Below are 24,110 nucleotides of genomic sequence, written 5' to 3'. Positions count from 1 at the left end.
TGAATGCTATGATCGGCATAACTCAGTCCGGTTGGTGATTTGTTTTGATTTGGCGATTGATCAGATCGCTCAAACCGGATTGAGTTCCCTTCAGTGATCTACTATTAGGCGCAGTTATTTAGTTTATACCGAAAAATTAGGATGGGTAGATATGGGGCATGCCAAGGGAGACGATGCCAGAAAATTAATGGCTGTTATAAATTCAGGTGATGATACTATGGAAGCTTATTTTATTATTAAATATTCACAATATATGGGGTGAGGATTGAAATACGGCACATCCAGAGTAACAAGGTGGAAGATAAAAAGAGGATTGTCTTTACATGATAAGTGGAGCGTTGCTCTTACTGTTATGATGTATTCAAGCCATTTGTTTGAGTCACATCAGGATTCATTTCCTTTCAATTGGTATACGGATAGCGGGTATAGTGGTGAAGATTTGGTTTCTAATTTACTTGGTTTTTATCAAGCGATAAATCAAAAAAACTATTTACCCCAACTTAATCCTGTTAGTAAAAATGACGCATTAAAACGATGGGATTATTATGGACCTATAGGTAGATATAAAAATAAAATGTTCAAATCTTTGCTTTCCCCTGATCCTGAAAAATATCCGAAAAATTCCAAGCCTTATTACTCATCTTTACCATCATTTATGAATACTATATCACCAATACATGATATAAATAAAAGCCAAATATTAATACACATTAACGATAAGACTGGATATAACATAGGAGTGGAAAAAGATGTTGGCATTGAGGTTGAGTAACTTTATAAAAAAGATAGTTCTTGTGTTGATATTTTTTGGGGGTGGGGCAATCATACCTATTTTATTCGTTAATATTGATTTGTCATATACGAAAAATAATTATATAAAGTATAATGTGTTTACTTTTGACGAAATAAAGAAGATGCCATTTATTTCTGATGATTACATTATTTATTATGAATCGCCAGATGGAACCACGCCAACGACGAATAGTGTAATTTTTTTAAATGTTAACTTAAGCCGTAAGTCAGAATTGGTTAGCTATATTGAAAATATGGGGTTTCAAAAATATGAGGATAAAATTTGGAGTGAAAATGATAAAAATGAATTTTGGAGAAAGAAAGATGACATCATTAATATTTTACAAAATGATACTGAGAACACCATTTCCTTTTCCGTTCAAAAAGGTAGGGAATACAACTGAACGTAATCTATTCTGAAAACCGTCATTTCATATTCTAATCTGCACCATTACTTTTATCTTAAAAAATAAGCGTTTTATAATTATTGACGCTAATCACTTACTGTGAAAAACAGTGAGTTTTAGACAGTAAGTGTTCGATCACGCCGCTGCTATTTTCTGCTGTGGTTCAGTCCCAGGCCACGGCTTTCCCGCCGCCAGCGCATCTGCGGCAAAATCATCGACATTGATCGAGCGTAAGCGACTGGCCTCCGCTCTCGCCAATATGTCGGCCTCCTCTGCCGTGATATTGCCTTCAGCCAATGCCTGTTCCGCCAATTGATCCAAGCGCATAAACGGCAGCGGTTTGTCGCTGGCCTTTGATAAGCGCTGATGGATGGGTTCCGCCGCCATGACGTCTTTCAGCGCTTGTTCCAACAGACCGACCGGATTATGTTCGCTGGCGGCCAGATATTGTCCGCGCCCCAGACGACTGCGCGTGGCCGATGGCGTTTGCAATAATTTCGCCACGTCATGATCCAGACGATCGGACGGCGCATGGCTGCGGCGGCCCAATGGTAAGAGAATAAATCTCAGCAGCGTGGCAAGCATGCGGTTCGGGAAGTTGCGTAACAAATCGGTCAGCGCCTGTTCCGCCTGATGGAGACTGTCCTGCACGCCCCAGTGAACCAGCGGCAAGTCGGCTTTCTGCCGGCCTTCATCGTCGTAGCGTTTCAGCGTCGCCGAGGCCAGATAAAGCTGGCTGAGGATATCGCCCAGACGTGCCGAAATACGTTCCCGGCGTTTCAGGCTGCCGCCGAGCACCTCCATCGCGACATCCGCCAGCAACGCCAGATTCGCGCTAAGCCGATTCAGACGCTGATAATAATGTCGCGTTTTATCACTGACCGGCGCCTGACTCAGACGACCGTCGGTCAGCCCTAACCAGAAACTACGCACAGCACTACGGCCCACATGCCCGATATGTGCAAACAGCGCACGATCAAAGCGTGGAATATCGTTATTCCGCGCGGCATCCATCTCTTCAAGCACGTAAGGATGGCAACGGATCGCGCCCTGACCGAAGATGATCATACTGCGGGTCAGAATATTCGCGCCTTCCACGGTGATGGCAATCGGCGAGCCCTGGTAGCCGCGGGCAAGGAAGTTGGCGGGGCCGAGGCAGATGCCTTTCCCGCCGGCAATATCCATCGCATCCATCACTGCCCGCTGACCCCGTTGGGTACAGTGATATTTCACGATAGCGGAAAGCACGGCGGGTTTCTCGCCCTGCATAATGCCGCAGGTAATCAGCGTCGCGGCGGCATCCATGACATACGCATTACCGGCGATACGCGCCAGTGGTTCTTCAATCCCTTCCATTTTGCCGATAGACACCTTGAACTGACGACGAATATAGGCATACGCGCCGATACCCAGCGCGATCGATTTCAGGTTGCCGGTCGAGTTGGAGGGCAGCGTAATGCCGCGTCCGACGGAGAGGCATTCCATCAGCATTCGCCAGCCTTGTCCGGCCATTTTCGGGCCGCCAATGATGTAATCCAGCGGCACGAAAATATTTTCGCCTTGCGTTGGCCCGTTCTGGAAAGGAATGTTCAGCGGGAAATGGCGACGGCCAATCTTCACGCCATCGATGTCGGTAGGGATCAGCGCACAGGTAATACCCAAATCGTCGGTTTCGCCCAGCAGATGGTCTGGATCGTACAATTTAAAGGCCAGACCGAGCACCGTGGCGACCGGCGCCAGCGTGATGTAGCGTTTATTCCAGGTCAGGCGCATCCCCGGCACCTGTTCGCCTCGCCAGTCGCCATAACATATGACGCCGGTATCCGGGATTGATCCGGCATCCGAGCCCGATTCGGGGCTGGTCAGGGCAAAACAGGGGATTTCTTGGCCCTGCGCCAGACGAGGCAGGTAGTAATCTTTCTGCTCGTCGGTGCCGTAATGTTGCAGCAATTCACCAGGGCCGAGTGAATTCGGCACACCGACGGTAATCGCCAGAATGCTGGAGACGCCAGCCAGTTTTTGCAGAACCAGCGCTTGCGCATAGGCGGAAAACGCCAGTCCGCCGTACTGCTTTTTGATGATCATGGCGAAGAAGCGGTGCTGCTTGAGAAATGCCCATAATTCCGGCGGCAGATCGGCGCGTTCGTGGGTGATCTCAAAATCGTTGGCCATGCGACAGGCTTCTTCCACCGGGCCGTCAAGGAAGGCTTGTTCTTCAGCGGTCAGCCGCGGCTGCGGGTAGTTGTGCAGTTTTTTCCAGTCGGGAACGCCGCGGAAAAGATCGCCTTCCCACCAGGTGGTGCCCGCATTAATGGCCTCTTTTTCCGTGTTGGACATCGGCGGCATGACCTGCTGGAACAGACGCAGCGCGGATGCAGAGAATAGTCGGCGGCGGAGCGGCAATAGGTTAACGGGGATCAGCGCGATAACCAGCGGGATCACTGTCCAGACCGGCCACAGCAGCATGGCGGACATGGCGACGAAGTAGGCGACAAGTATCCCGCTGCTGATAATCAGGCTGATACGGTGATAGAACATGGCACCGATAATAATCAGTAAAAGCAAAATACTGACAGCAACCATAGTGCGTCTCCAGAGTTGTCGTCGACTGAAGGAACCTTTCATCCGCATTTACGCCGCATTTTCAGGCACAAATAGCGGTAAAAAGGGTTACTGAGTGACAAGAGGTCTGACCTGTTGGTCTGTATTTGTTGTAGTTTATCTGCTTCTTTTTATCAATTTATTTACATCATAATTACAAGTTGATTCACAAACTCCGCAACCGTTCAGGGTTTTCTGATTGCTATCAGCGATCCTGCTGATCGTGCGATTGCGCGCTTCTCGCTGTTTCCTCGATCCGCTACACTGCATGGCAGAATAGAATGATGTCACCCTACATAATGAGAGGATCCTATGTATCAGGACTTAATCCGTAATGAACTGAAAGAAGCGGCATACACGCTGAATAGCTTTTTGAGCGATGATGCGAATATTCAATCAATTCAAAATGCGGCGGTGCTGCTGGCCGACGCGTTTAAAGCGGGGGGGAAAGTCATTTCCTGCGGTAATGGCGGTTCACACTGTGATGCGATGCATTTTGCCGAAGAACTGACGGGCCGTTACCGTGAAAACCGTCCCGGTTATCCGGCTATCGCCATCTCTGATCCCAGCCACCTTTCTTGTGTCAGCAACGATTTCGGCTATGACTTTGTGTTTTCTCGTTATGTTGAATCGCTGGGGCGTGAAGGCGATGTGTTGTTGGGCATCTCCACGTCGGGCAATTCAGGCAATATCATCAAGGCAATCGCCGCCGCGAAAGCCAAAGGCATGAAAGTGATTACGCTGACGGGTAAAGACGGCGGTAAAATGGCGGGAATGGCGGATGTCGAAATTCGTGTCCCTCACTTCGGTTACGCGGATCGTATTCAGGAAATTCATATCAAGGCGATTCATATCCTGATTCAGTTGATTGAAAAAGAGATGGCTGGCAAATAGGCGCAACAAACACGCGGGAGAGGGTAGGAGAGTCAAGATGTGTGAACTGCTTGGGATGAGCGCCAATGTACCGACGGATATCTGTTTCAGTTTTACCGGACTGATTCAGCGTGGCGGTCGCACCGGGCCGCACCGGGATGGCTGGGGCATCACGTTTTATGAAGGGAATGGCTGTCGAACCTTCAAGGATCCGCTGCCAAGCTACAACTCGCCGATTGCCCGGTTGGTGCAGGATTATCCCATCAAGTCTTGTTCGGTGGTGTCACATATTCGGCAAGCCAACCGGGGCGCGGTATCGCTGGAAAACACCCACCCTTTTACCCGCGAGTTATGGGGCAGAAACTGGACATTTGCCCACAACGGACAGTTGAAAGGATATCGTTCGTTAAAAACGGGGATGTTTCGACCCGTGGGACAAACCGACAGCGAGTTTGCTTTCTGCTGGCTGCTGCTCCAGTTGTCACAGCGCTATCCCCGGACGCCGGGAAACTGGCCGGCGGTATTCCGTTATATCGCGCAACAGGCGGATTTCTTGCGTCAGAAAGGCGTGTTCAACATGCTGTTGTCGGATGGCCGTTTCGTCATGGGGTACTGCTCAACCAAATTGTACTGGATCACCCGGCGGGCGCCATTTGGCAAAGCGACGTTGCTGGATCAGGATGTGGAAATCGATTTTCAGCAGCAGACGACACCGAATGATGTGGTGACGGTGCTGGCGACCCAGCCGCTGACCGGCAATGAAACCTGGCAGCAAATCATGCCAGGCGAGTTTGTCTTATTCTGCTTTGGTGAACGCATAATCTGATGTTGACTGACCGGCCATCAGCGGTGGGTTAACGACATATTGTCCATTAAATACCGTGACGCTTGGCGGTTGAAAATGCTGATTGAAATACGCGTAACCCGGCTGTAACTGGCGCCAGAAACTGTAATAGGTTGAATTGCGATGGCGCCGCATGTTTTGTTCCGTCATGCGAAACGGATAAATGGCGATATCGATTTTCATCTGACCGTTTTGAAACGCGCGTTCCGCGTAATGATAGATTTCTTCCATATACTGGTTGGTCATGGCATAACAGCCGACGGATACGCATTCGCCGTGGATCATCAGATATTTGCCGGAGTATCCCTGCGATTTATCATAGTCATTGGGAAAACCGATGTTAATCGCCCGGTAATATTGGCTGTCTGGCTTAAGGTGCCGAACATCAACCTGATAGAACCCTTCAGGGCTTTTAAAATCACCTTCGATACGCTTCGGCCCCAATCCGCCTGAATATTTACAAATTGGATAATTATCCAATAAGCGATAACTATTTCCGACTTTGGCATAGAGTTCTAATACTCTCTCTTCCTTAAATATTTGAATATAAATCGGCGAGCCTGATAATTGCTGTTTCAATTCTTTTGCTATGGCTACCGGCGCGGGCTCACTGGCTGCACTGGTAAGAACAATGGCGGGCAAAAAAAACAACATCGCAAAAGATAACGCAATTTTTTGCATTATGGATCCTGATGAAATAAATGCTGTGTTCTATACGGTGAATTTCGTCCCGTATTCCTGATGCCTTTAGGCGAATGAAAAACAAATTCACATTATCATTGCTTTCATTTTAATCAAGCATGAACGGCTTTTTTTTTAATACGTTAATGCCGAACATTCGATGAGTGGAAAAGAATGACGATTGCGGCAATCAACCCCCGACAGGCTTCACTGCTTGTCTGATTTCTTATTTTTCTGTATATTTGTACAGTCTTTCGGGGGTGAGCATGCGAAAAATCATTCATGTGGATATGGATTGCTTCTACGCGGCCATTGAGATGCGTGATAATCCGCGTCTGCGCGATATTCCGCTGGCGATTGGCGGCAGTTCCGAACGCCGGGGCGTAATCAGCACTGCGAATTACCCTGCGCGTCGCTATGGTGTGCGTAGCGCGATGGCGACGGCCACGGCGTTACGTCTCTGTCCCCATCTGACCTTGCTCTCCGGCAGAATGGAGGTTTACAAGGCCGCGTCCCGCCAGATCCGAGATATTTTCGCTCGCTATACCTCGCTTATTGAACCGCTTTCTCTGGATGAAGCCTATCTGGATGTTACCCACAGCCTTTATTGCAATGGATCTGCGACGTTGATGGCGGAAGAAATCCGGCAGACGATTTTCAGGGAACTGGGCCTGACCGCATCGGCAGGCGTGGCGCCAATCAAATTCCTCGCCAAAGTCGCTTCCGAGATCAATAAACCCAACGGTCAATATGTGATCCCGCCTGATCAGGTGGATACCTTTATTTTGCAACTACCGCTGGAGAAGATCCCCGGCGTCGGTAAGGTCACCGCCAAACGCCTGGAGGAAAAAGGAATGCTGACCTGTGCTGATGTGCGCCGCCATGAACTGGCGCAGCTGCTGAAAAGCTTCGGAAAATTTGGCCGTATCCTGTGGGAGCGCTGTCACGGCATTGATGAGCGGCCTGTCTCGCCCGATCGGTTGCGCAAGTCGGTGGGGGTTGAGAAAACGTTGGCGAAAGATATCCATCACTGGCATGAATGCGAAGGGCTGATTGAACAGTTGTATCAGGAACTTGAATTGCGGTTAAAACGGGTAAAACCCGATCTGCATATCGCCCGACAGGGCGTTAAACTAAAGTTTGATGATTTTCGGCAAACGACGCAGGAACATGTGTGGCCGGTATTGAACAAACAGGATCTGGTCAGGCTGGCGCGGCAAACCTGGGAGGAACGGCGGGAGACGCGTGGCGTGCGGCTGGTAGGGTTGCATGTCACGCTGCTTGATCCGCAAATTGAACGGCAACTGGTGCTGAACTGGGAATAAGCAATTGCCGGTGTCTGCTGCAAAGAGGCGGCCTTTGCCGCCGCCTCTTATCACCTGATGATTACGTGCGTTCAGGAATGGCTTTCAGCAACGCCGTAAGCAGTTGCCAGTACTGGCCCACACTGGCGATATGAACTTGTTCGTCCGGTGAATGCGGCCCGGTGATGGTTGGCCCGATGGAAACCATGTCCATATCTGGATAGGGCTTTTTGAACAGACCGCATTCCAGTCCGGCATGGATCACCATGATGCTCGGCGTTTTATTGAATAGCTTCTGGTATGTTTCGCGCGCCAATTGCATCACTTGTGAGTTTGCATCCGGCTGCCAGCCTGGATAGCCGCCTTTGGGCGAGGCATGCGCGCCCGCCAGTTGTCCCAGCGCAGTAAGCATGCTCACAACGTAGTCTTTGCCGCTATCGACCAGTGAGCGGATCAGACAGACGATTTCCGTTTCCCGCTCGTTCATGGTGACGACGCCGAGATTTAATGAGGTTTCCACCACGCCTTTTACGGCATCACTCATGCGGATCACCCCGTTTGGCATGGCGTTCAGCAATGCCAGCAGCCGATCGCGGCTATCTTTGGTCAGCGCCAGTGCTGGAGCATCACGGGTTTCCATCAGGATGTTCAAATTTTTCTCGACGGCAGCCAGTTCATTTTTCAGCGTAGACAGATACGCCTGCGCTGATGCTTTCAGGTGATCGACGTTGGCTGCCGGCAATGCCAGCGTGACAAAGGATTCACGAGGAATAGCGTTACGCAGCGTACCACCGTTCAAATCAAGAATACGGAGATCCAGTTTTTCCGCCTGTTCAAACAGGAAACGGGCCAGCAATTTGTTGGCGTTACCCAGACCGAGATGAATATCACAGCCGGAATGACCGCCTTTCAGACCTTTGATGATCAGTTTCAGCGTCTGATAGCCAGCCGGCAGCGCTTCACGCACCAACGGTAAACGGGTAATGAAGTCAATGCCGCCGGCACAACCCATGTAAATTTCGCCTTCTTCTTCCGAATCGGTGTTGATCAGGATTTCACCTTGCAGCCAGTTCGGTTGCAGGCCAAAAGCGCCATCCATACCGGATTCTTCGGTCATGGTCAGCAGAACTTCCAGCGGACCGTGTTTGACGCTGCTATCCGCCAGCACTGCCAGCGCCGACGCCATACCGATGCCATTGTCGGCGCCCAGCGTGGTGCCGCGGGCTTTTACCCATTCGCCATCAATATACGGTTGGATGGGATCGGTGGTGAAATCATGCACGGTGTCATTGTTTTTCTGCGGCACCATATCCAGGTGCGCCTGTAGCACCACCGGTTTGCGCTTTTCCATACCCGCGGTAGCCGCTTTGCGCAACAGGATATTGCCAACCTGATCGCGCTCGGCATGAATGCCTTTTTCTTTCGCCCACTCAAGGATGTGTGCCGCCAGCGCTTCTTCATGGTAAGACGGATGAGGAATAGAACAGATCTTGGCAAAAATGTCCCACAACGGTTGCGGGGCAAGTTGAGACAATTCAGACACTTTTTGCGTCTCCTTTATCATCGAGCCTGTTTTGGGCGTCTGGTGTTCAGGCGCGACAGGTGGAAGGTTAATCACGATCAGCCATCCGATATGGCCTGTTGCGACAGAATATCACTTTCTGCCGGGAGCGGGGAAAATTGGCGACGCGCTTGCCACCCTTATTTGTACTGACGTAACGCTGAATTTTGATTTGGACAGCATGGATAGTGCGAAAACCTGATTCTCAGGCTGAGAAATACTGGTTTTTATGGCGTTGGATATCTATAATCTCGCGCAACCTTTTTTCCCCTCAGACTCAAATTAAGCCAATTATCTTCGATTCGGCTGGGATATATTTTATGAGCGAAAAGTACGTTGTAACCTGGGATATGTTGCAAATCCAGGCCCGCAAACTGGCGCAGCGTTTATTGCCTGCCGAACAATGGAAAGGCATTATTGCTGTTAGCCGCGGCGGGTTGGTTCCCGCAGCGCTGCTGGCGCGTGAACTGGGGATCCGTCATGTTGATACCGTTTGCATTTCCAGCTATGACCATGATAACCAGCGTGAAATGAAAGTGCTCAAGCGCGCAGAAGGTGATGGCGAAGGCTTTATCGTTGTCGATGATCTGGTTGATACCGGCGGTACGGCCAAAGCGATTCGCGACATGTACCCTAAAGCGAGGTTTGTCACCATTTTCGCTAAACCCGCAGGCAAACCGCTGGTTGACGACTACATCGTCGATATCCCGCAGGATACCTGGATCGAACAGCCGTGGGATATGGGCGTGGTATTTGTGCCGCCGTTGTCTGGCCGTTAATCGCTATTTATTGTCTGCTTCAATGCCCGGTTCCGCCGGGCATTGTTGTTTATGGCGATTGTTTTTTATAGCGGCTGTCGAATCGTTGAATGCATCATGCGCGAGGCAACAGGCGGCGCTTTGAGTGGCGTTTGCACTTCTGCGCTGCGCCGTTTGTCTTCATCACCGTGAGTCCGTTACACTCTGTGTTTATTAATTCAGGTTTATTAATTCTGGTATTGTTAATATGGCAATGGTTTGTTGGTCCGCTAACGGCGGTTTACATTAATGGAGGTCGCTTTGGCGCAAGCTAATCTGTCTGAAACCCTCTTCAAACCCTCCTTTAAACACGCGGAAACCTCCACGCTGGTCAGGCGGACGCGTCATACATCGGAAGCGTTGGGTGTGCATTACACGCTGGAAGGCGAGAATACCCGTAACTGGTATCGAATGATCAACCGGTTGATGTGGATCTGGCGCGGAGTCGATCCGTGGGATATTGAAGCGGTATTGGCGCGTATCGCCGTGAGCAATGAGAAAAGAAGCAGCGAACATTTGCTGGACACCGTGATTGGTTACCGTAGCGGCAACTGGATTTACGAGTGGGCTAAGCAGGGCGCAAACTGGCAACAGCAAGCCATGGACAGAACCGATTGCGCGCAAAACGGCCAATACTGGCTGAATGCCGCCAATCTCTATAGTATTGCGGCTTATCCGTATATTAAAGGCGATGAACTGGCAGAGCAGGCGCAGACCCTTGCTAACCGCGCTTATGAAGAAGCGGCGAAATATCTTCCTTATGAGTTAAAAGAGCTCACTTTTCCGATTCAGGGAGGCGGATCACTGACCGGCTTCCTGCATTTACCTCAACAAGACGAAGCGCCTTTCCCCACCATTCTGGTGTGCGGCAGTCTGGATACGCTGCAAAGCGATTATCATCGCCTGTTTCGTGATTACCTGGCGCCGGCGGGTATGGCGATGTTGACTATCGATGTTCCCTCCGTGGGGTTCTCGTCTCGCTGGAAGCTGGATCAGGATTCGAGTTTCCTGCATCAACAGGTTTTACGGGCGTTAGCGGATGTGCCCTGGGTTGATCACTGTCGCGTCGGCACGTTTGGTTTTCGCTTTGGCGCCAATATCGCGGTGCGCCTGGCCTATCTCGAATCGCAGCGTTTACGTGCGGTCGCCTGTCTGGGGCCGGTGGTGCATCACTTACTGTGTGATACGCAGCGCCAGCAACAGGTGCCGGATATGTTTATGGATGTGCTGGCCAGTCGGCTGGGGATGCCATTCTCTACCGATATGGCATTGAAAACGGAACTGGGACGCTATTCACTGAAAACGCAAGGATTGCTGGGCCGCCGTTGTCCCACACCCATGCTGGCCGGATACTGGGATAATGATGTGGTGAGTCCGAAGGAAGAGGCTGCCTTAATCGTCAACTCGTCCACGAGGGGGAAATTGTTGCCGGTTAATTTTTCACCGGTCTATCAAAACTTTCATCGAGCATTGCAGGAGATCAGCAACTGGCTGGGCAAACAATTAGCTTAGTGCATACGGTTGTCCTTGCTGCATTATTTCGCCGGTGAGTTGATAAATCGCCATTCTCTGCTAAAAAGAAGATTCAACCTGAGGAGATTGCTGATGATGTTACCGAGTGGACACCCGAAAAGCAGGCTCATGAAGAACTTTGCATCGTTGGGACCCTACTTGCGTGAAGGGCAGTGCGAACACCAACATTTTTTCTTCGATTGTCTGGCCGTTTGCGTCAACGTCAAACCTGCGCCTGAGAAACGGGAGTTCTGGGGCTGGTGGTTGACGCTGGAAGATCAGGGACATGTTTTTAGCTATGACTACCATTTTGGTTTGTATGATAAAAGCGGTAACTGGTGTGAAGAGAAAATCAAAGATAAAGACGTGATGGCTCAACTTGAAAAAACCCAACAAGCATTCCATGTTCGTTTGGAAAAATTGCTGAAATCGTTGGAACCCGCCTGTGCATTAACCGCACGACCGTGATATTTCCCCTTTGATCCCCTATTTTATTCACAGGTTTTCGCGTTGAGCCTGTTGGCATAACGCGTCTGTCCTGTTACAACGTTTCCCTGATTTGTCTTTTTTATGACGACTAACGGTAGAGAAATTATGAGCGGCAGCCAGACCTTGGTTGTGAAACTTGGCACCAGCGTGTTGACGGGCGGTTCACGCCGTCTTAATCGCGCCCATATTGTTGAACTGGTTCGTCAGTGCGCGCAGCAACATGCGGCGGGACACAAAATCGTGATTGTCACGTCAGGGGCGATTGCCGCTGGTCGTGAGCATCTGGGTTACCCTGAGCTCCCCGCGACCATTGCGACCAAACAACTGCTGGCAGCCGTGGGGCAAAGCCGCCTGATCCAACTCTGGGAACAGCTATTTTCCATTTATGGTATCCACATCGGACAGATGTTGCTGACCCGTGCGGATCTGGAGGATCGCGAACGCTTTCTGAACGCGCGTGACACCATGCGGGCGCTGCTAGATAACCACATTGTTCCGGTTATCAATGAAAATGATGCGGTGGCGACGGCTGAAATCAAAGTCGGCGATAATGATAACCTTTCCGCGTTGGCTGCCATTCTCGCTGATGCGGATAAATTGCTGCTGCTAACCGATCAGGCCGGGCTGTTTACCGCCGATCCGCGTAAAAATCCGGCGGCGGAATTGATCCGTGAAGTAACCGGAATTAACGATGCGTTGCGCAGCATTGCGGGCGATAGCGTATCGGGATTGGGCACCGGAGGCATGTCGACCAAGCTCCAGGCGGCGGATGTGGCTTGCCGTGCGGGTATCGATGTCGTGATTGCCGCGGGCGGCAAGCCGGGGGTGATTGGGGATGTGATTGCCGACGTTTCTGTCGGCACGCGCTTCCATGCGCTGGAAGCGCCATTGGAAAGGCGCAAACGCTGGATCTTCGGCGCGCCGCCAGCCGGTGAGATAACCGTGGATGATGGCGCATTGTCGGCCATTCTCGAACGCGGCAGTTCGTTGCTGCCCAAAGGTATCCGCGACGTGGCGGGGAATTTCTCCCGTGGTGAAGTTATCCGTATTCGCAGCCTGATGGGGCGCGATATCGCCCACGCCGTCACCCGCTATAACAGTGATGCGCTGCGTATGATTGCCGGGCATCACTCCCAGCAGATTGACGATATTCTCGGTTATGAATACGGCCCGGTGGCAGTTCATCGGGACGACATGATTATCAATTAAGGAGCAAGCCATGCTTGAACAGATGGGCAAAGCGGCAAAAGCGGCGTCTTATCAGTTAGCGGTGCTGAGCACGGCTGAAAAAGATCGCGCGTTGCTGATGATAGCGGATTTGCTCGAAGCGGAGAGCGCGACAATATTGGCCGCCAACGAACGGGATCTGGCCGATGCGCGACAGAACGGCATGAGCGACGCGTTACAGGATCGCTTGCTGCTGACGCCTGCGCGTCTGACGGCTATCGCCGACGATGTACGCCAGGTGTGCCGTTTAACTGATCCGGTCGGGCAAATCATTGATGGCAGCATGTTGGATAACGGCCTCAAGCTGGAGCGTCGGCGTGTACCCCTCGGCGTGGTTGGCGTGATTTATGAAGCACGGCCCAACGTAACGATTGATGTGGCTTCCCTGTGCCTGAAAACAGGTAATGCGGTCATTCTACGCGGTGGTAAAGAGACTTATCGCACCAATGCGGCGACGGTAAAAGTCATTCAACAGGCGCTGGCACAATGCGGCCTGCCTGCCGCCGCGGTTCAGGCGATTGAAAGTCCCGATCGCGAACTGGTGAATCAGTTACTCAGACTGGATCGTTATGTGGACATGCTCATTCCTCGCGGCGGCGCGGGCTTGCATAAACTGTGCCGTGAGCAATCGACCATCCCGGTGATTACCGGGGGCATCGGGGTGTGTCACATCTACGCGGACGAAAGCATTGATTTTGACAACGCGCTGACGGTCATCGAGAGCGCTAAAGTTCAGCGCCCCAGCGCCTGTAACAGTCTGGAAACCCTGCTGGTTCAGCAAAGCATTGCCGCCACCTTCCTGCCGGAACTGAGCAGGAAAATGGCGCAGGCCGGCGTGACGCTACATGCCAGCACATCGGCGATGCCATATCTGAGTGAAGGCCCGGCGAAGGTGGTTGCGGTGGAAGAAGCTGACTATGATGACGAATGGCTTTCCAACGACCTGAATGTCACGCTGGTGGACGACCTGGATCAGGCCATCGCCCATATTCGCCAGCATGGTACGCAGCACTCGGATGCGATTCTGACGCGCTCTCTGAGCAACGCGGAACGCTTCGTTCGGACAGTGGATTCCTCGGCGGTTTATGTGAATGCCAGCACGCGCTTTACCGACGGCGGACAGTTTGGTCTGGGCGCGGAAGTCGCGGTCAGCACACAGAAACTGCACGCTCGCGGCCCGATGGGATTAGAAGCGCTAACCACCTACAAATGGATTGGTTACGGCGATGATCTGGTGCGTCCATAACCTCTCTTTTAAACCTGAAAGTTATAGGATCCTCTGTTATTAGCTTGGAAAATTATCAGAGGATCCTTATCGGGCTCAAGACGATTATAAAACCAGCAGACGACAGCCAAACGCTTGACTTGATGTGTCGTTTTCACTAGTTTGTCACCCCGTAGTTCACGTCTGGCATTCGCCACGACGAGTCTTAAGGCCGATATAGCTTAGTTGGTAGAGCAGCGCATTCGTAATGCGAAGGTCGTAGGTTCGACTCCTATTATCGGCACCATCCTACCTATTTTAACGTCTCCCTAAGTCTACTCAAACACCCTTTAAACCCTTATAATACGCGGTTTCACGGCCCTTATTGTCTCTACTCGTCTACTCACGTTCACAGAAATCTACGGTGAGTTGGGGGCATCGGTGGGGGCATATCGTGTTCGGTCTAAAGGAGATGCCCCCAAATGAAGCTCAATGCCAGACAGGTAGAGACTGCCAAGCCCAAAGATAAACCCTACAAGTTAGCAGATGGTGGGGGCATGTATCTGGAGGTGTTCCCTAACGGCACCAAAAGCTGGCGCATGAAATACCGTATCGCAGGTAAAGAAAAACGTGTGGTGTTTGGTGTCTACCCGACCATTACCTTAGCCGATGCCAGAAGCAAAAGAGATGATGCTAAAAAGCTGCTGGTTAATGGGGTTGATCCGAGTGCGTTTAAGCAAGAAAGTAAACAAGCCCAAATCGAAGAAGTGAAAAATACCTTTCAGCAAATTGCGCTCGAATGGCACAGCATGAAAGTGAAGAAATGGTCTGCGGGGTATGACTCTGACATTCTTGAAGCCTTCAACAAAGACGTCTTCCCGTTCATTGGTCAACGCCCTGTTGCAGACATCAAGCCGTTGGAACTGCTAAATGTGCTTAAAAAGATGGAAGACCGAGGGGCGACCGAGAAAGCCAAGAAAGTGCATCAACGCTGCGGTGAAGTGTTTCGCTATGCCATCGTGACAGGCAGAGCCGAGTATAATCCCGCGCCTGATCTCACCAGTGCCATGCAGGGGCATGAGTCTACACATCATTACCCATTCCTGACCATAGAAGAGCTTCCCGCCTTTTTTAAAGCCCTTGCTGGCTACTCTGGTAGTGAATTGATGGTGCTGGCAGCAAGATTGCTGATCATTACTGGCCTGAGAACAGGGGAATTGCGCGGTGCATTATGGTCTGAAATCGATACTGATAAAGCGCTATGGGAAATTTCTGCTGAACGCATGAAAATGCGCCGTCCCCATATCATCCCGCTATCTACCCAAGCGTTAGCCATTATCGAACAAATCAGAGCAATGACGGGGCAATTTCCTTTACTGTTTCCGGGACGCAATGATCCTAGCAAGACCATGAGCGAAGCCAGTATCAATCAGGTATTCAAGCGAATTGGCTATACAGGCCGGGTTACGGGTCACGGCTTCCGTCATACCATGAGCACCGTTCTTCACGAACAGGGCTACAACACCGCATGGATTGAAACCCAACTGGCGCATGTTGATAAGAATGCTATCCGTGGCACCTACAACCATGCGCAATATCTCGATGGCAGACGTGAGATGCTGCAATGGTATGCCATTACCAGATAATCTGATGTTGCGCCGTCCGGTTTGGTTAAATAAAACTTAACCAATAATCAACAGGGTATAATGATGGGGCAGGCGCATGGCGACCAGATCCTTTCTGCGTACTACGTTGGTTGGGTAATCGCTGTTGGCGACCGGACGGGTATCGATCGTCTGTGTGACGATCGCTTGTTCCTGCCACAATAGCTGTTCATTACGGGGAAAACGGAAGGTTTCTGGGCCGAAAATGCCGCTGAAGCCGCCGTTGTTCGCGTCTACCGCATTGGCGAAGGCCAGGTAGAGGTTATTTTCCCCGGCCCGTGTGCGTGCGAGGTGCCAGTGCAACGGATCGGCGCCCGTTGGGATCGGGTAATTCTGTTTTACCGCGCTACCGGGGTGTGAACCGGTAAAACCGCCGGACAGCGCGGCGGAACAGGCAAGGATGTCGCATCCTTCCAATGCCAGAATTCGCGCCGCTTCCGGCAGCAGGAGGTCATTGCCCAGCAGCAAACCAATGCGTCCCAGCGGGGTGTCCAGGGTTGTCCACTCATCTCCCGCGGTTGCCCACCGTTGGTCGGCTTCGGACAGATGCATCTGGCGGTAACGCCCAATGATACCCGGCGGGCCGAACAACATCTGCGTGTTGTAACACGTATCGCCTTCGCGTTCGGCCATCCCTACCACCAGATGTATGCGCCGTTTCATGGCTAAGCGCGTCAGGCTTTGTACGGCGGGGCTCTCCGCGCTTTGCGCATTAACTTCTGGCGCGGCGTTACCCGTCAGCGCGCGTTCGGGAAATATCAGCAGTTCGCTGCCTTGTTCGCTGAGCGCCGCTTCGGTCAGCGCGATAATCCGCGCCAGATTATCCTCTACCTGTTCATCCGGTGAATATTGCGCCACGCTGATGCGGCTTTGACGTCCGGCGGGCAGCGGGCGATATCCGTACAGGCCGAAGAAATCCTGCGGGTTCCATAAGAAGCTATCGCTGAGCAGCGGCTGATAATGGTCGGGACGGCGCTGGCTGAATACCGGTTGGCCCAGTACCTGATGTTGGCGGCTGCGGCGAATGTCAATGTCGGCAAAGGCAATGCCGTCGCCATCATCAATAACAGCAGCGATATGACCGTCGGGTTCGATGATGCAACTGCCGCCGCTGAATTGTACGCCGCGTTCCAGCCCCCAGCGGTTACTTTCAATCAGGTAGCAACTGTTTTCCATGGCACGGCTAATCCAGTAAGGGGCGGGAGTACGTTCCGCCAGCCAGTTACTGATGTGGCAAATGATGTCCGCACCGTCCAGAGCCAGTAAGCGTGCGGTTTCCGGGTAATGAATGTCCATGCAGACCAGCATCCCGATGCGGCCAATCGGCGTATCAAAGACCTGATGACCGAGATCGCCCGCCGCCGCCCATTTGGGTTCGGAAATATAGGGATGACTTTTGCGGTGACAGCCGATAACGCCTTGCGGACCAATCAACACGGCGCTGTTGTAATACAATGACGTCGTGGCATCCACTTCCGGCATACCGAGCACGATATAGCATTGATAACGCTGTGCTAAGGCAGCAAAGCGTCCGGTAGTATCGCCGGGAATGGTTTCCACCATGGACGAAATTTCATGGCGGTCATACCAGCAGTAACCGGTGGTGGCCATTTCCGGGGTGGTGATCAGTTTTGCGCCTTGTTGGGCAGCTTGTTCCACCATTGTCAGCAACTGACGAATATTGTCGTCTTTAGCGGCTAACGTCGGTTCAAACTGTACGGCAGCGGCGAGAAAAGGGGCGATAGACATCATTATCCTCACAAACGGTTAGTGGTTCTGGTGTTGGCGCAGGTTTACGGCATCCCGGCGTTCATCGGTTAAGCGTGCTCATCCGTTTTTGCGGCCAGACGTACTGTCCGGCGTAGTCCACGAAAAAATGTCGTTTGCCTGAATCAAGGCGCGGGCCATCTCATCGACAGTGATGCGTTTGTCCATCGCCTGATGACGCAGGATCTCGTAAGCCTGTTCTTCACCAATGTTATGCATACGCATCAAAATGGCTTTGGCTTCACTGACCTGACGCAGGCCGACCATCTTTTTTTCCAGTCGTTCAATACGATCGGTCATTTGCCGGCGCTGCTGAGCATGGTGCAAAGCAAACACCATGGTAGACAGCAGCCCGGAAGCTCTGACCGGGGTGGTAATGGTCGCGCTGGCGCCCAGACTCAGCGTTTTATCGATAAACGTCGGGTTTTCATAACTGCTGATGGTGATCAACGCATGCTTATTCAGGTCGAGCCAGGACATCTCCGGTTCGGCGCGATCGAATTGCAGCGCAAAGAACACCAAATCAGTATCAGCGGGCAACGTATCGGGCACGGGCCAGTATGCCCGTACTTTAAAGCCCATTCGCCGCAGGTGATTGGTCAGGGTTTCGCCATCGTCATCGTCAGGATGCAGCACCACACAACGAATTCCCCGGCTGAGTAGTAAGGCGGTGGCACTGGTTCGCGGGTCGTCGTTATGGCGCATTGGGATACTCCACTTTTGTCAGTTTGGTGACCCAGTCTCCCTGAATCTGATTGGTCATATAGGGATCCGGCGCGACGATACGGCGTGACTCGCTGACCACGGTGAATTGTCCTGATGCGTTCGCTTTGCCGATTCGGGGATAGAGTCCGGTGTGCTGATTGAGTGGATCGATGCGAATTCGGCCCTGCGGCGCATCGAATTCGCTGCCGCGCAGCGCGGGCAACAGATGATGAATGCTATCGCTGCCGCACTCCTGCATCGCTCTGGCAAACATATGCACCTGGCTGTAGGTGGCCTCCCAGTTCAGGTCGGTATTCACGTCCGGCCCGAACTGTCGATGGAATTGCTCAAGCGCGGCCTGATTAGCCTTACTGTTGATGCTTTGAAAATAAGGGGCGGAGGTGTAATGACCGACAGCCAGTTCCGCCCCCATCATGGCGATCTCGGTTTCCGAGGTATTGAGACTGCCGATCGGCATATGGGCAGGATCAAGCCCGGCTTCGTGATAGGCGCGGTAAAGAAAAGGCACTGTCTGGCCGACGACGGTGCTGAAAATAAAGTCCGGCTGTTTCTTTCTGATATCCTCCACCACCGGCAAAAACGCTTCGTAAGGGGCGTTCAACGCCAGATAGCGCTCCCCGACAACGGCGCCATCGGGATATTGCAGTATCAACTCCTGCATATTGCGATTGCTTTCGTAAGGGTAAACGTAACGTGAACCGACCATGTAAACCCTTGCCCCAAAATGCGTGGCGAGATAATCCGCCAGTTGCACGCAGTTCTGGTTCGGGGCCGCCCCGCCATAGAGAATATTTTCTGAAAACTCAAAGCCCTCATACAGTTGGGAGTAAAACAGCAGGCGCTGATACTTTTCCACAATCGGCGACATCGCCTTGCGGCTGCTGGAGGTATAGCCGCCAAAGATCACATTGACGTTGTCTGAGACGATCAGCCGTTCGGCCAGAGCGCGGAACTGGGCATCCTCAGATTGCGGATCGTAATGTATCGCGTTCAGCAACCGGCCATTGATCCCGCCGTTCTGGTTGATTTCCGTAATGGCCTGGGTAGCTCCACGCCATTGCGACAGTTCCAACGCGGCGGTTACGCCGCTGGAAGAATAAAGTAAACCAATGTTGACTGGTGTGGCTGAACCCATATAAACCTGCTTGTTTGGCTTGGAAAACGGTTACGGTTCGCCCGGCACCCGACGTGTCCGGGCGAATCATCATTGCGCCAGCAATGTCTTGTTGAGCATGGCGCCGACGGTGTATTTGGGATCGACCATATTACCGAGGCGGACTTTGCCGCACTGACTGAGCAGCATGTAGGCATCCCACTGTTCGAAACCAAAATCTTCCACCAGCCAGTAGATCAGATCGCGGTAAGCGATGCGCGTGGCGTCTTCCAGCGGGCGGGCGCTGCCGATGCTCATGATGGATTCCGCGTTTTCCATGCGCGGCCATGAAAGCTTCCAGTGCTTGATCAAGTCTACTTTAATGGTGGTAATCGAACTGAATTCTACCGCCGTGCCGCAGATTTCGCCGTCGCCCTGACAGGCGTGAGCATCGCCGATAAACAAGCGTCCGCCCGGCGAGCGTACCGGCAGATAGGTAATGCTGCCGGGGCCGATATCCGGTACATCCATATTGCCGCCGTGATTATCCGGCGTCAGCGAGTTGATGGAGTCGATTTCCGGCGAAACGCTGAGCGTGCCGATATGCGGTTTGTAAGGCAGGGTATGGCGTTTGCTCCAATACACTTTTTCACTGTCGAGCTTGATCATGCGTACCTTTTCCGGCAACGGATCGTTGAGCATCGCGGTAAGGTCGGTGCCGGTCAGTCCGCCGAAATGCGGGATCATGGCGCAGATCCCGTAGGGGTCGGCGCCGCGAGGCAGCATGGATTCGATATACACCGCCAGCACATCGCCTTTTTCCGCGCCGTTGACCATGATCGGGCCGTTCTGCGGGTTAAGGAACGGCATGTTCAGTAACGCGCTGGGCATATCCTGTTCGGATTTGATCGCGCCTTCAAATGCATCTCTGGTATCGACGATCACCCGGTCGCCCGGTTCAATCGTCAGCACCGGCGTGGAATAAGGCCCGATAGTGTAGTGAAATTCTTTTTGCATTTCTTCGGTCAGGTGGTGGGTGACCGGTTTACGTTCGGCCCCCACGCCGCGTTTGCGCATAATTGAGTCTTCAAGCCATTTCATAGGTAGTTCTCCACCGAATAAACCGGGTTAGTCCGACACGAATCACAACGCCAGATGATGACGCATCAAAAGGTCGTCGGAAAGTTGGCGCTGTGTCAGGGTTTCAATCACCTGGCCTTTATCCATCACGCAGCAGCGCTGGGCGGCGCGTTGGATCATGGCGATATCCTGTTCGACCAGGATCACGGCGACTCGCAGTTCACGGGCGATCCGCACCAGCGTGTCGGCGATAATATGAACAATGGAAGGCTGAACGCCTTCAGAGGGCTCATCGAGCAGCAGGATTTTGGGCGAACCGACCAGCGCTCTGGCGATCACCAGTTGCTGTTGCTCACCGCCGCTCATGGTGCCGGCCTTTTGTTTCAGGCGCTGACGCAAAATAGGGAAATACTCCAGCACCCGCTCCAGCAGATCCTGAGCGAATTCGCGGTGCTCACGGACAAACTGCATACCTACCTGAAGGTTCTCCGCCACCGTTAAACCGCTGAAGACCTCGCGTCCCTGCGGCACATAGCCGATGCCCAATCTGGCGCGGCGCTGTGCGGTGGCCTGCGTGATATCCGTTTCCCCCAGCATGATGCAGCCTTGCCTGACGGGGACGACGCCGATCAGGGTGCGCATCAGCGTGGTTTTGCCGACCCCGTTACGGCCAATCAGTCCTAACACTTCGGCGGCGTGCAGTTGCAGCGTCGCGCCGTTAAGCACCTGCCCGCTGCCGTAACCGCCGGTGATCCCATTCACCTGCAATAACACGTCGTTCATCCGGCTTTCCCCAAATAAATGCCCGCGACATCGTCCTGCGCCAGTACCTGCGCGGCTTCGCCATCAGCGAATACGCGACCGCCGTGCAGCACGGTAACCCGTGATGCGATTTGACGCACAAAGGTCATATCATGCTCAACCACCATCAACGTCAGACCGTCTTGCTGCATGGCTTTAATCAATTCGCCGGTGAGGTAGGTTTCTTCTACCGACAACCCGGCTACGGGTTCGTCGAGCATCAGCAACGCCGGACGCAACGACGCGGCCATGGCGATTTCCAGCCACTGTTTTTTGCCGTGCGATAAATTTCCCGCCAACTGACGCTTTTCCGTACTGAGCTTGAAGCGTTGCAGCAGTTCATCAATGCCGGCGGCCTCATGCCGAACTTGCGGTCTTAGGTGACTCAACGACAGTTGCAAATGTTGTTCCACACTGAGATCGGGAAAAATTCCCGGAATTTGAAACTTAATGCTCATGCCCATCTGGATACGTTGAAAGGGCGCCAGCGAATTCAGCCGATGTTCAAAGAAACGGATCTCGCCGCCGCTCGGCGCATGCTCCCCGGTGAGCAATTTGAAAAACGTGCTTTTCCCCGCCCCGTTCGGGCCGATGACGCAGCGCACTTCGCCGCGGTGGATTTGCATATCCACCTGATTAATGACCTGAACGCCGCCGAAGCGTTTGCTCAGCCCTTTGGTTTCAAGGATCAGATCCTGCTGGTGTTGGTTCATGGCCTGGCCCCTTTATGTTGCACATTGCGTTTGGTTTGATGCCTGACGGTCAGGCGGCGGATTTTTTCCGCCAGCCACGGCAGCAATCCGTTTGGCGCGGCCAGAACCACAAACAGCAGGATAAAACCCAGCAGGATCATGGCGTATTCGCTGCCGTAAACCGCCAGCCACTGCGACAGCCATACCATTAGCGCGGTGATGACCACGGTGCCGAAGATATTTTTCCGTCCCGCGGTGGCGACCCAGATAACCGGCATCGCGGCGGCGGTTAATCCCATTGATGACGGCGTGATGTAAGATCCCCAGATGGTGTACAGCGCGCCGGATAAACCGGACAACACGCCCCCCAGCACGAACACCAGCAACTGATAACGACGGATATCTATGCCAAGCATTTCCGCCCGCCGGGGATTTTCACGAATGGAAGCCAGCGTCAAGCCAAAATTGGAGCGCAGCAGACGGCGAACGCCCCAATAAATCACCGCCAGCAGCAGGACAATCAGGTAGTAAAAGGCGTTTCCTTCCAACGTAAACAGTTCGCCGTCCGCGCCGGGCAACGAGAGCGGCGGCATGCCGGACATGCCATTGAAACCGTTGAGGCGCGCACTGCCAATCACCCACTGCGGTCCCGCCGTTTGCGACATGAACGTTTCAAGCACCAGGGTGAAAGAGAGCGTGACGATACCGATGAAAATCCCGGTGACGCCGCCGTAGAACATCAGGTAACCCAACGCCGCGGCGACAGCGGCGGCCAGCAACAAGGCGAACAACAACCCGGACCAGGTGGAGAGCACGCCATCGCCGAAATTGAGCGTCATCACGCCGTAGGTATAACCGGCCAGCCCGAAGAAAGCGGTTTGGCCGAATGAAAGAATACCGCCGTGGCCCCACATGGCGGCCAGCCCGATGGCGCAAAAGGTCCACAACAGGAAATAGGCGAAGTCGCCAATCAACGCGCTATCCAGCACCAGCGGCAACAGCAGGGCGATGGCCAGAATAATTCCGCTTATCACTATGCTGTTGTTCAGACTGCGCTTGGACGCACTGCCGGTAGAAACATTAACTGAAGTCATCGTCACGTTGCTCTCCTAGCGATTGCGGGTAAACAGGCTGCCAACGCCGTTGGGCAATAAACGGATCACCAATACCGCCGTCAGCAGCAGGCCAATCTGTCCGGCCAACTGTCCGTACCAGGCGTTGAGTCCGGTCTGGATCGCGCCTAAAGCCATGGCTGCGGGAATAGTGCCGACCAGTACGTTTGCGCCGCCAACCACCACCGACACAAAGGCCTGCACAATAAAGCTGCTTCCCATGGTCGGAACCGCCGTCAACGTTGGGGCGTAGATCGCGCCGGCTAACCCGGCAAGCCCGGCGCCGAGGGCGAAGGTCAGCGTATAGATGCGATCGGTTTCCAGTCCGAGGCAGGCGGCCATCTTCGCGTTTTGAATGGTGGCGCGGGCGCACACGCCGTAATTGGTATGGAAGAACAGCCAATATAGCGCCGCCAATACCGCAATCGCGATCAACGGCAGGATGGCCCGATAAGTGGCGAAAGAGTAATCGCCGAGGGTAAATGATCCGAACGGGGTGGAAAGCCCTTCCAGCGAGGGGCCGGCAATCAGCAGCATACTTTGTTGCACAATCAGGCTGATCGCCCAGGTAGCGACGACGGAGTCATACAATCGGCCATAAAGATGGCGTACCACCAGACGCTCCACCACACCGCCGGCGAAGGCGGCGGCCAGCGTGCCGCTCAGCATGGCTAACGGCAGCGGCAGGCCCGCCTTGTTCATCAGAATGGTGACGTAAGCGCCGCACATAATGAATTCACCGTGGGCGAGGTTGATCACGCCCATCATGCCGAAGATCACCGCCAGACCGAGTGCGGCCAGCACCAGATAGGCGACGTTATCGCCGAACGGGTAAATCACGGAATAAAGAAAGGATAGCGTTAACATCTGCGGGCAATCCTCA

22 protein-coding genes and 1 tRNA gene are annotated in these 24,110 nt (G+C 52.9%); 12 read left to right on the top strand and 11 right to left on the bottom strand.

From position 1 onward, the window contains the following. The first annotated feature begins 265 nt into the window (after window positions 1-265). Together DES54_RS01540 and DES54_RS01535 are read left to right on the top strand one after the other, a co-directional pair. Window positions 266-772 carry a hypothetical protein gene (locus DES54_RS01540; protein WP_240634895.1) on the top strand — a complete coding sequence of 169 codons (507 nt, stop codon included), beginning with the start codon at window positions 266-268 and terminating at the stop codon, window positions 770-772. Next, window positions 750-1,196, top strand: coding sequence for a hypothetical protein (locus tag DES54_RS01535; protein ID WP_205680150.1), 447 nt, complete (start codon window positions 750-752; stop codon window positions 1,194-1,196). Before DES54_RS01540 ends, DES54_RS01535 begins: the two co-directional genes overlap by 23 nt. Window positions 1,197-1,334: 138 nt before the next feature. On the opposite strand, the gene fadE is transcribed toward DES54_RS01535, so the two are convergent. Further along, window positions 1,335-3,782, bottom strand: coding sequence for an acyl-CoA dehydrogenase FadE (gene fadE, locus DES54_RS01530; RefSeq protein WP_113864847.1), 2,448 nt, complete (start codon window positions 3,780-3,782; stop codon window positions 1,335-1,337). 330 nt (window positions 3,783-4,112) lie between these two features. On the opposite strand from fadE, the gene lpcA reads away from it, so the two are divergent. Together lpcA and DES54_RS01520 are read left to right on the top strand one after the other, a co-directional pair. Next, window positions 4,113-4,694, top strand: coding sequence for a D-sedoheptulose 7-phosphate isomerase (gene lpcA, locus DES54_RS01525; RefSeq protein ID WP_113864846.1), 582 nt, complete (start codon window positions 4,113-4,115; stop codon window positions 4,692-4,694). A 37-nt stretch (window positions 4,695-4,731) separates the two neighbouring features. After that, a complete protein-coding gene (locus DES54_RS01520) occupies window positions 4,732-5,499 on the top strand; it encodes a class II glutamine amidotransferase (protein WP_113864845.1) in 768 nt (255 codons plus the stop codon). Here DES54_RS01520 and dpaA read toward each other — a convergent pair. Beyond that, complete coding sequence (gene dpaA / locus DES54_RS01515) at window positions 5,470-6,198, bottom strand: peptidoglycan meso-diaminopimelic acid protein amidase (protein WP_113864844.1); 729 nt, start codon at window positions 6,196-6,198, stop codon at window positions 5,470-5,472. The two genes, DES54_RS01520 and dpaA, sit on opposite strands and share 30 nt — an antisense overlap. A gap of 266 nt (window positions 6,199-6,464) precedes the next feature. Here dpaA and dinB point away from each other — a divergent pair, with 266 nt between their 5' ends. Then, entirely contained in the window at window positions 6,465-7,523 is a 1,059-nt protein-coding gene (dinB, locus tag DES54_RS01510; protein ID WP_113864843.1) for a DNA polymerase IV, read from the top strand. A 61-nt stretch (window positions 7,524-7,584) separates the two neighbouring features. On the opposite strand, the gene pepD is transcribed toward dinB, so the two are convergent. Then, window positions 7,585-9,045, bottom strand: a complete 1,461-nt coding sequence (pepD, locus tag DES54_RS01505; protein ID WP_113864842.1) for a beta-Ala-His dipeptidase — start codon at window positions 9,043-9,045, stop codon at window positions 7,585-7,587. A 338-nt stretch (window positions 9,046-9,383) separates the two neighbouring features. Between pepD and gpt the strand changes: the two genes are divergently transcribed. From gpt to DES54_RS01470, 7 genes are all read left to right on the top strand, one after another. After that, window positions 9,384-9,842 (top strand): xanthine phosphoribosyltransferase, encoded by a 459-nt coding sequence (gene gpt, locus DES54_RS01500; RefSeq protein ID WP_113864841.1) that lies wholly within the window; start codon window positions 9,384-9,386, stop codon window positions 9,840-9,842. A 279-nt stretch (window positions 9,843-10,121) separates the two neighbouring features. Beyond that, on the top strand, window positions 10,122-11,372 hold the full coding sequence (gene frsA / locus DES54_RS01495; RefSeq protein ID WP_113864867.1) for an esterase FrsA: 1,251 nt from the start codon (window positions 10,122-10,124) through the stop codon (window positions 11,370-11,372). Window positions 11,373-11,465: 93 nt separating this feature from the next. Continuing rightward, a complete protein-coding gene (gene crl, locus DES54_RS01490; RefSeq protein ID WP_113864840.1) occupies window positions 11,466-11,840 on the top strand; it encodes a sigma factor-binding protein Crl in 375 nt (124 codons plus the stop codon). 126 nt (window positions 11,841-11,966) lie between these two features. Next, complete coding sequence (gene proB / locus DES54_RS01485) at window positions 11,967-13,070, top strand: glutamate 5-kinase (RefSeq protein ID WP_113864839.1); 1,104 nt, start codon at window positions 11,967-11,969, stop codon at window positions 13,068-13,070. A 10-nt stretch (window positions 13,071-13,080) separates the two neighbouring features. Beyond that, the gene (gene proA / locus DES54_RS01480; RefSeq protein WP_113864838.1) at window positions 13,081-14,334 is read left to right on the top strand and encodes a glutamate-5-semialdehyde dehydrogenase; all 1,254 of its coding nucleotides are present in this window, start codon (window positions 13,081-13,083) and stop codon (window positions 14,332-14,334) included. A 189-nt stretch (window positions 14,335-14,523) separates the two neighbouring features. Then, window positions 14,524-14,599: transfer RNA gene (locus tag DES54_RS01475), tRNA-Thr, on the top strand. Window positions 14,600-14,774: 175 nt separating this feature from the next. Beyond that, window positions 14,775-15,938 carry a tyrosine-type recombinase/integrase gene (locus tag DES54_RS01470; protein ID WP_113864837.1) on the top strand — a complete coding sequence of 388 codons (1,164 nt, stop codon included), beginning with the start codon at window positions 14,775-14,777 and terminating at the stop codon, window positions 15,936-15,938. Window positions 15,939-15,974: 36 nt separating this feature from the next. Here DES54_RS01470 and DES54_RS01465 read toward each other — a convergent pair whose 3' ends face one another. The 8 genes from DES54_RS01465 to DES54_RS01430 all read right to left on the bottom strand — a co-directional run bounded on the left by DES54_RS01465 (window position 15,975) and on the right by DES54_RS01430 (window position 24,094). After that, window positions 15,975-17,705 (bottom strand): nitrilase-related carbon-nitrogen hydrolase, encoded by a 1,731-nt coding sequence (locus DES54_RS01465; protein ID WP_113864836.1) that lies wholly within the window; start codon window positions 17,703-17,705, stop codon window positions 15,975-15,977. Window positions 17,706-17,783: 78 nt separating this feature from the next. Continuing rightward, entirely contained in the window at window positions 17,784-18,428 is a 645-nt protein-coding gene (locus DES54_RS01460; protein ID WP_113864835.1) for an ANTAR domain-containing response regulator, read from the bottom strand. Beyond that, entirely contained in the window at window positions 18,418-19,584 is a 1,167-nt protein-coding gene (locus DES54_RS01455; protein WP_113864834.1) for a transporter substrate-binding domain-containing protein, read from the bottom strand. The genes DES54_RS01460 and DES54_RS01455 overlap by 11 nt, the downstream gene beginning before the upstream one ends. Window positions 19,585-19,653: 69 nt before the next feature. Then, window positions 19,654-20,643: an acetamidase/formamidase family protein gene (locus DES54_RS01450; RefSeq protein WP_113864833.1), complete on the bottom strand. Its 990-nt coding sequence runs from the start codon at window positions 20,641-20,643 to the stop codon at window positions 19,654-19,656. A 42-nt stretch (window positions 20,644-20,685) separates the two neighbouring features. Continuing rightward, window positions 20,686-21,405 (bottom strand): ABC transporter ATP-binding protein, encoded by a 720-nt coding sequence (locus DES54_RS01445; RefSeq protein WP_113864832.1) that lies wholly within the window; start codon window positions 21,403-21,405, stop codon window positions 20,686-20,688. Next, the gene (locus tag DES54_RS01440) at window positions 21,402-22,136 is read right to left on the bottom strand and encodes an ABC transporter ATP-binding protein (RefSeq protein ID WP_113864831.1); all 735 of its coding nucleotides are present in this window, start codon (window positions 22,134-22,136) and stop codon (window positions 21,402-21,404) included. Before DES54_RS01440 ends, DES54_RS01445 begins: the two co-directional genes overlap by 4 nt. Beyond that, window positions 22,133-23,209: a branched-chain amino acid ABC transporter permease gene (locus tag DES54_RS01435; RefSeq protein WP_211186022.1), complete on the bottom strand. Its 1,077-nt coding sequence runs from the start codon at window positions 23,207-23,209 to the stop codon at window positions 22,133-22,135. Before DES54_RS01435 ends, DES54_RS01440 begins: the two co-directional genes overlap by 4 nt. 15 nt (window positions 23,210-23,224) lie before the next feature. After that, a complete protein-coding gene (locus DES54_RS01430) occupies window positions 23,225-24,094 on the bottom strand; it encodes an ABC transporter permease subunit (RefSeq protein ID WP_113864829.1) in 870 nt (289 codons plus the stop codon). Window positions 24,095-24,110 lie beyond the last annotated feature (16 nt).

It is taken from the genome of Brenneria salicis ATCC 15712 = DSM 30166 (genome assembly GCF_003315515.1).
GTDB classification, from domain to species: domain Bacteria; phylum Pseudomonadota; class Gammaproteobacteria; order Enterobacterales; family Enterobacteriaceae; genus Brenneria; species Brenneria salicis.
Note: the sequence above shows the minus strand (reverse complement) of the source record. Positions and strands in the feature narration are given on the sequence as shown.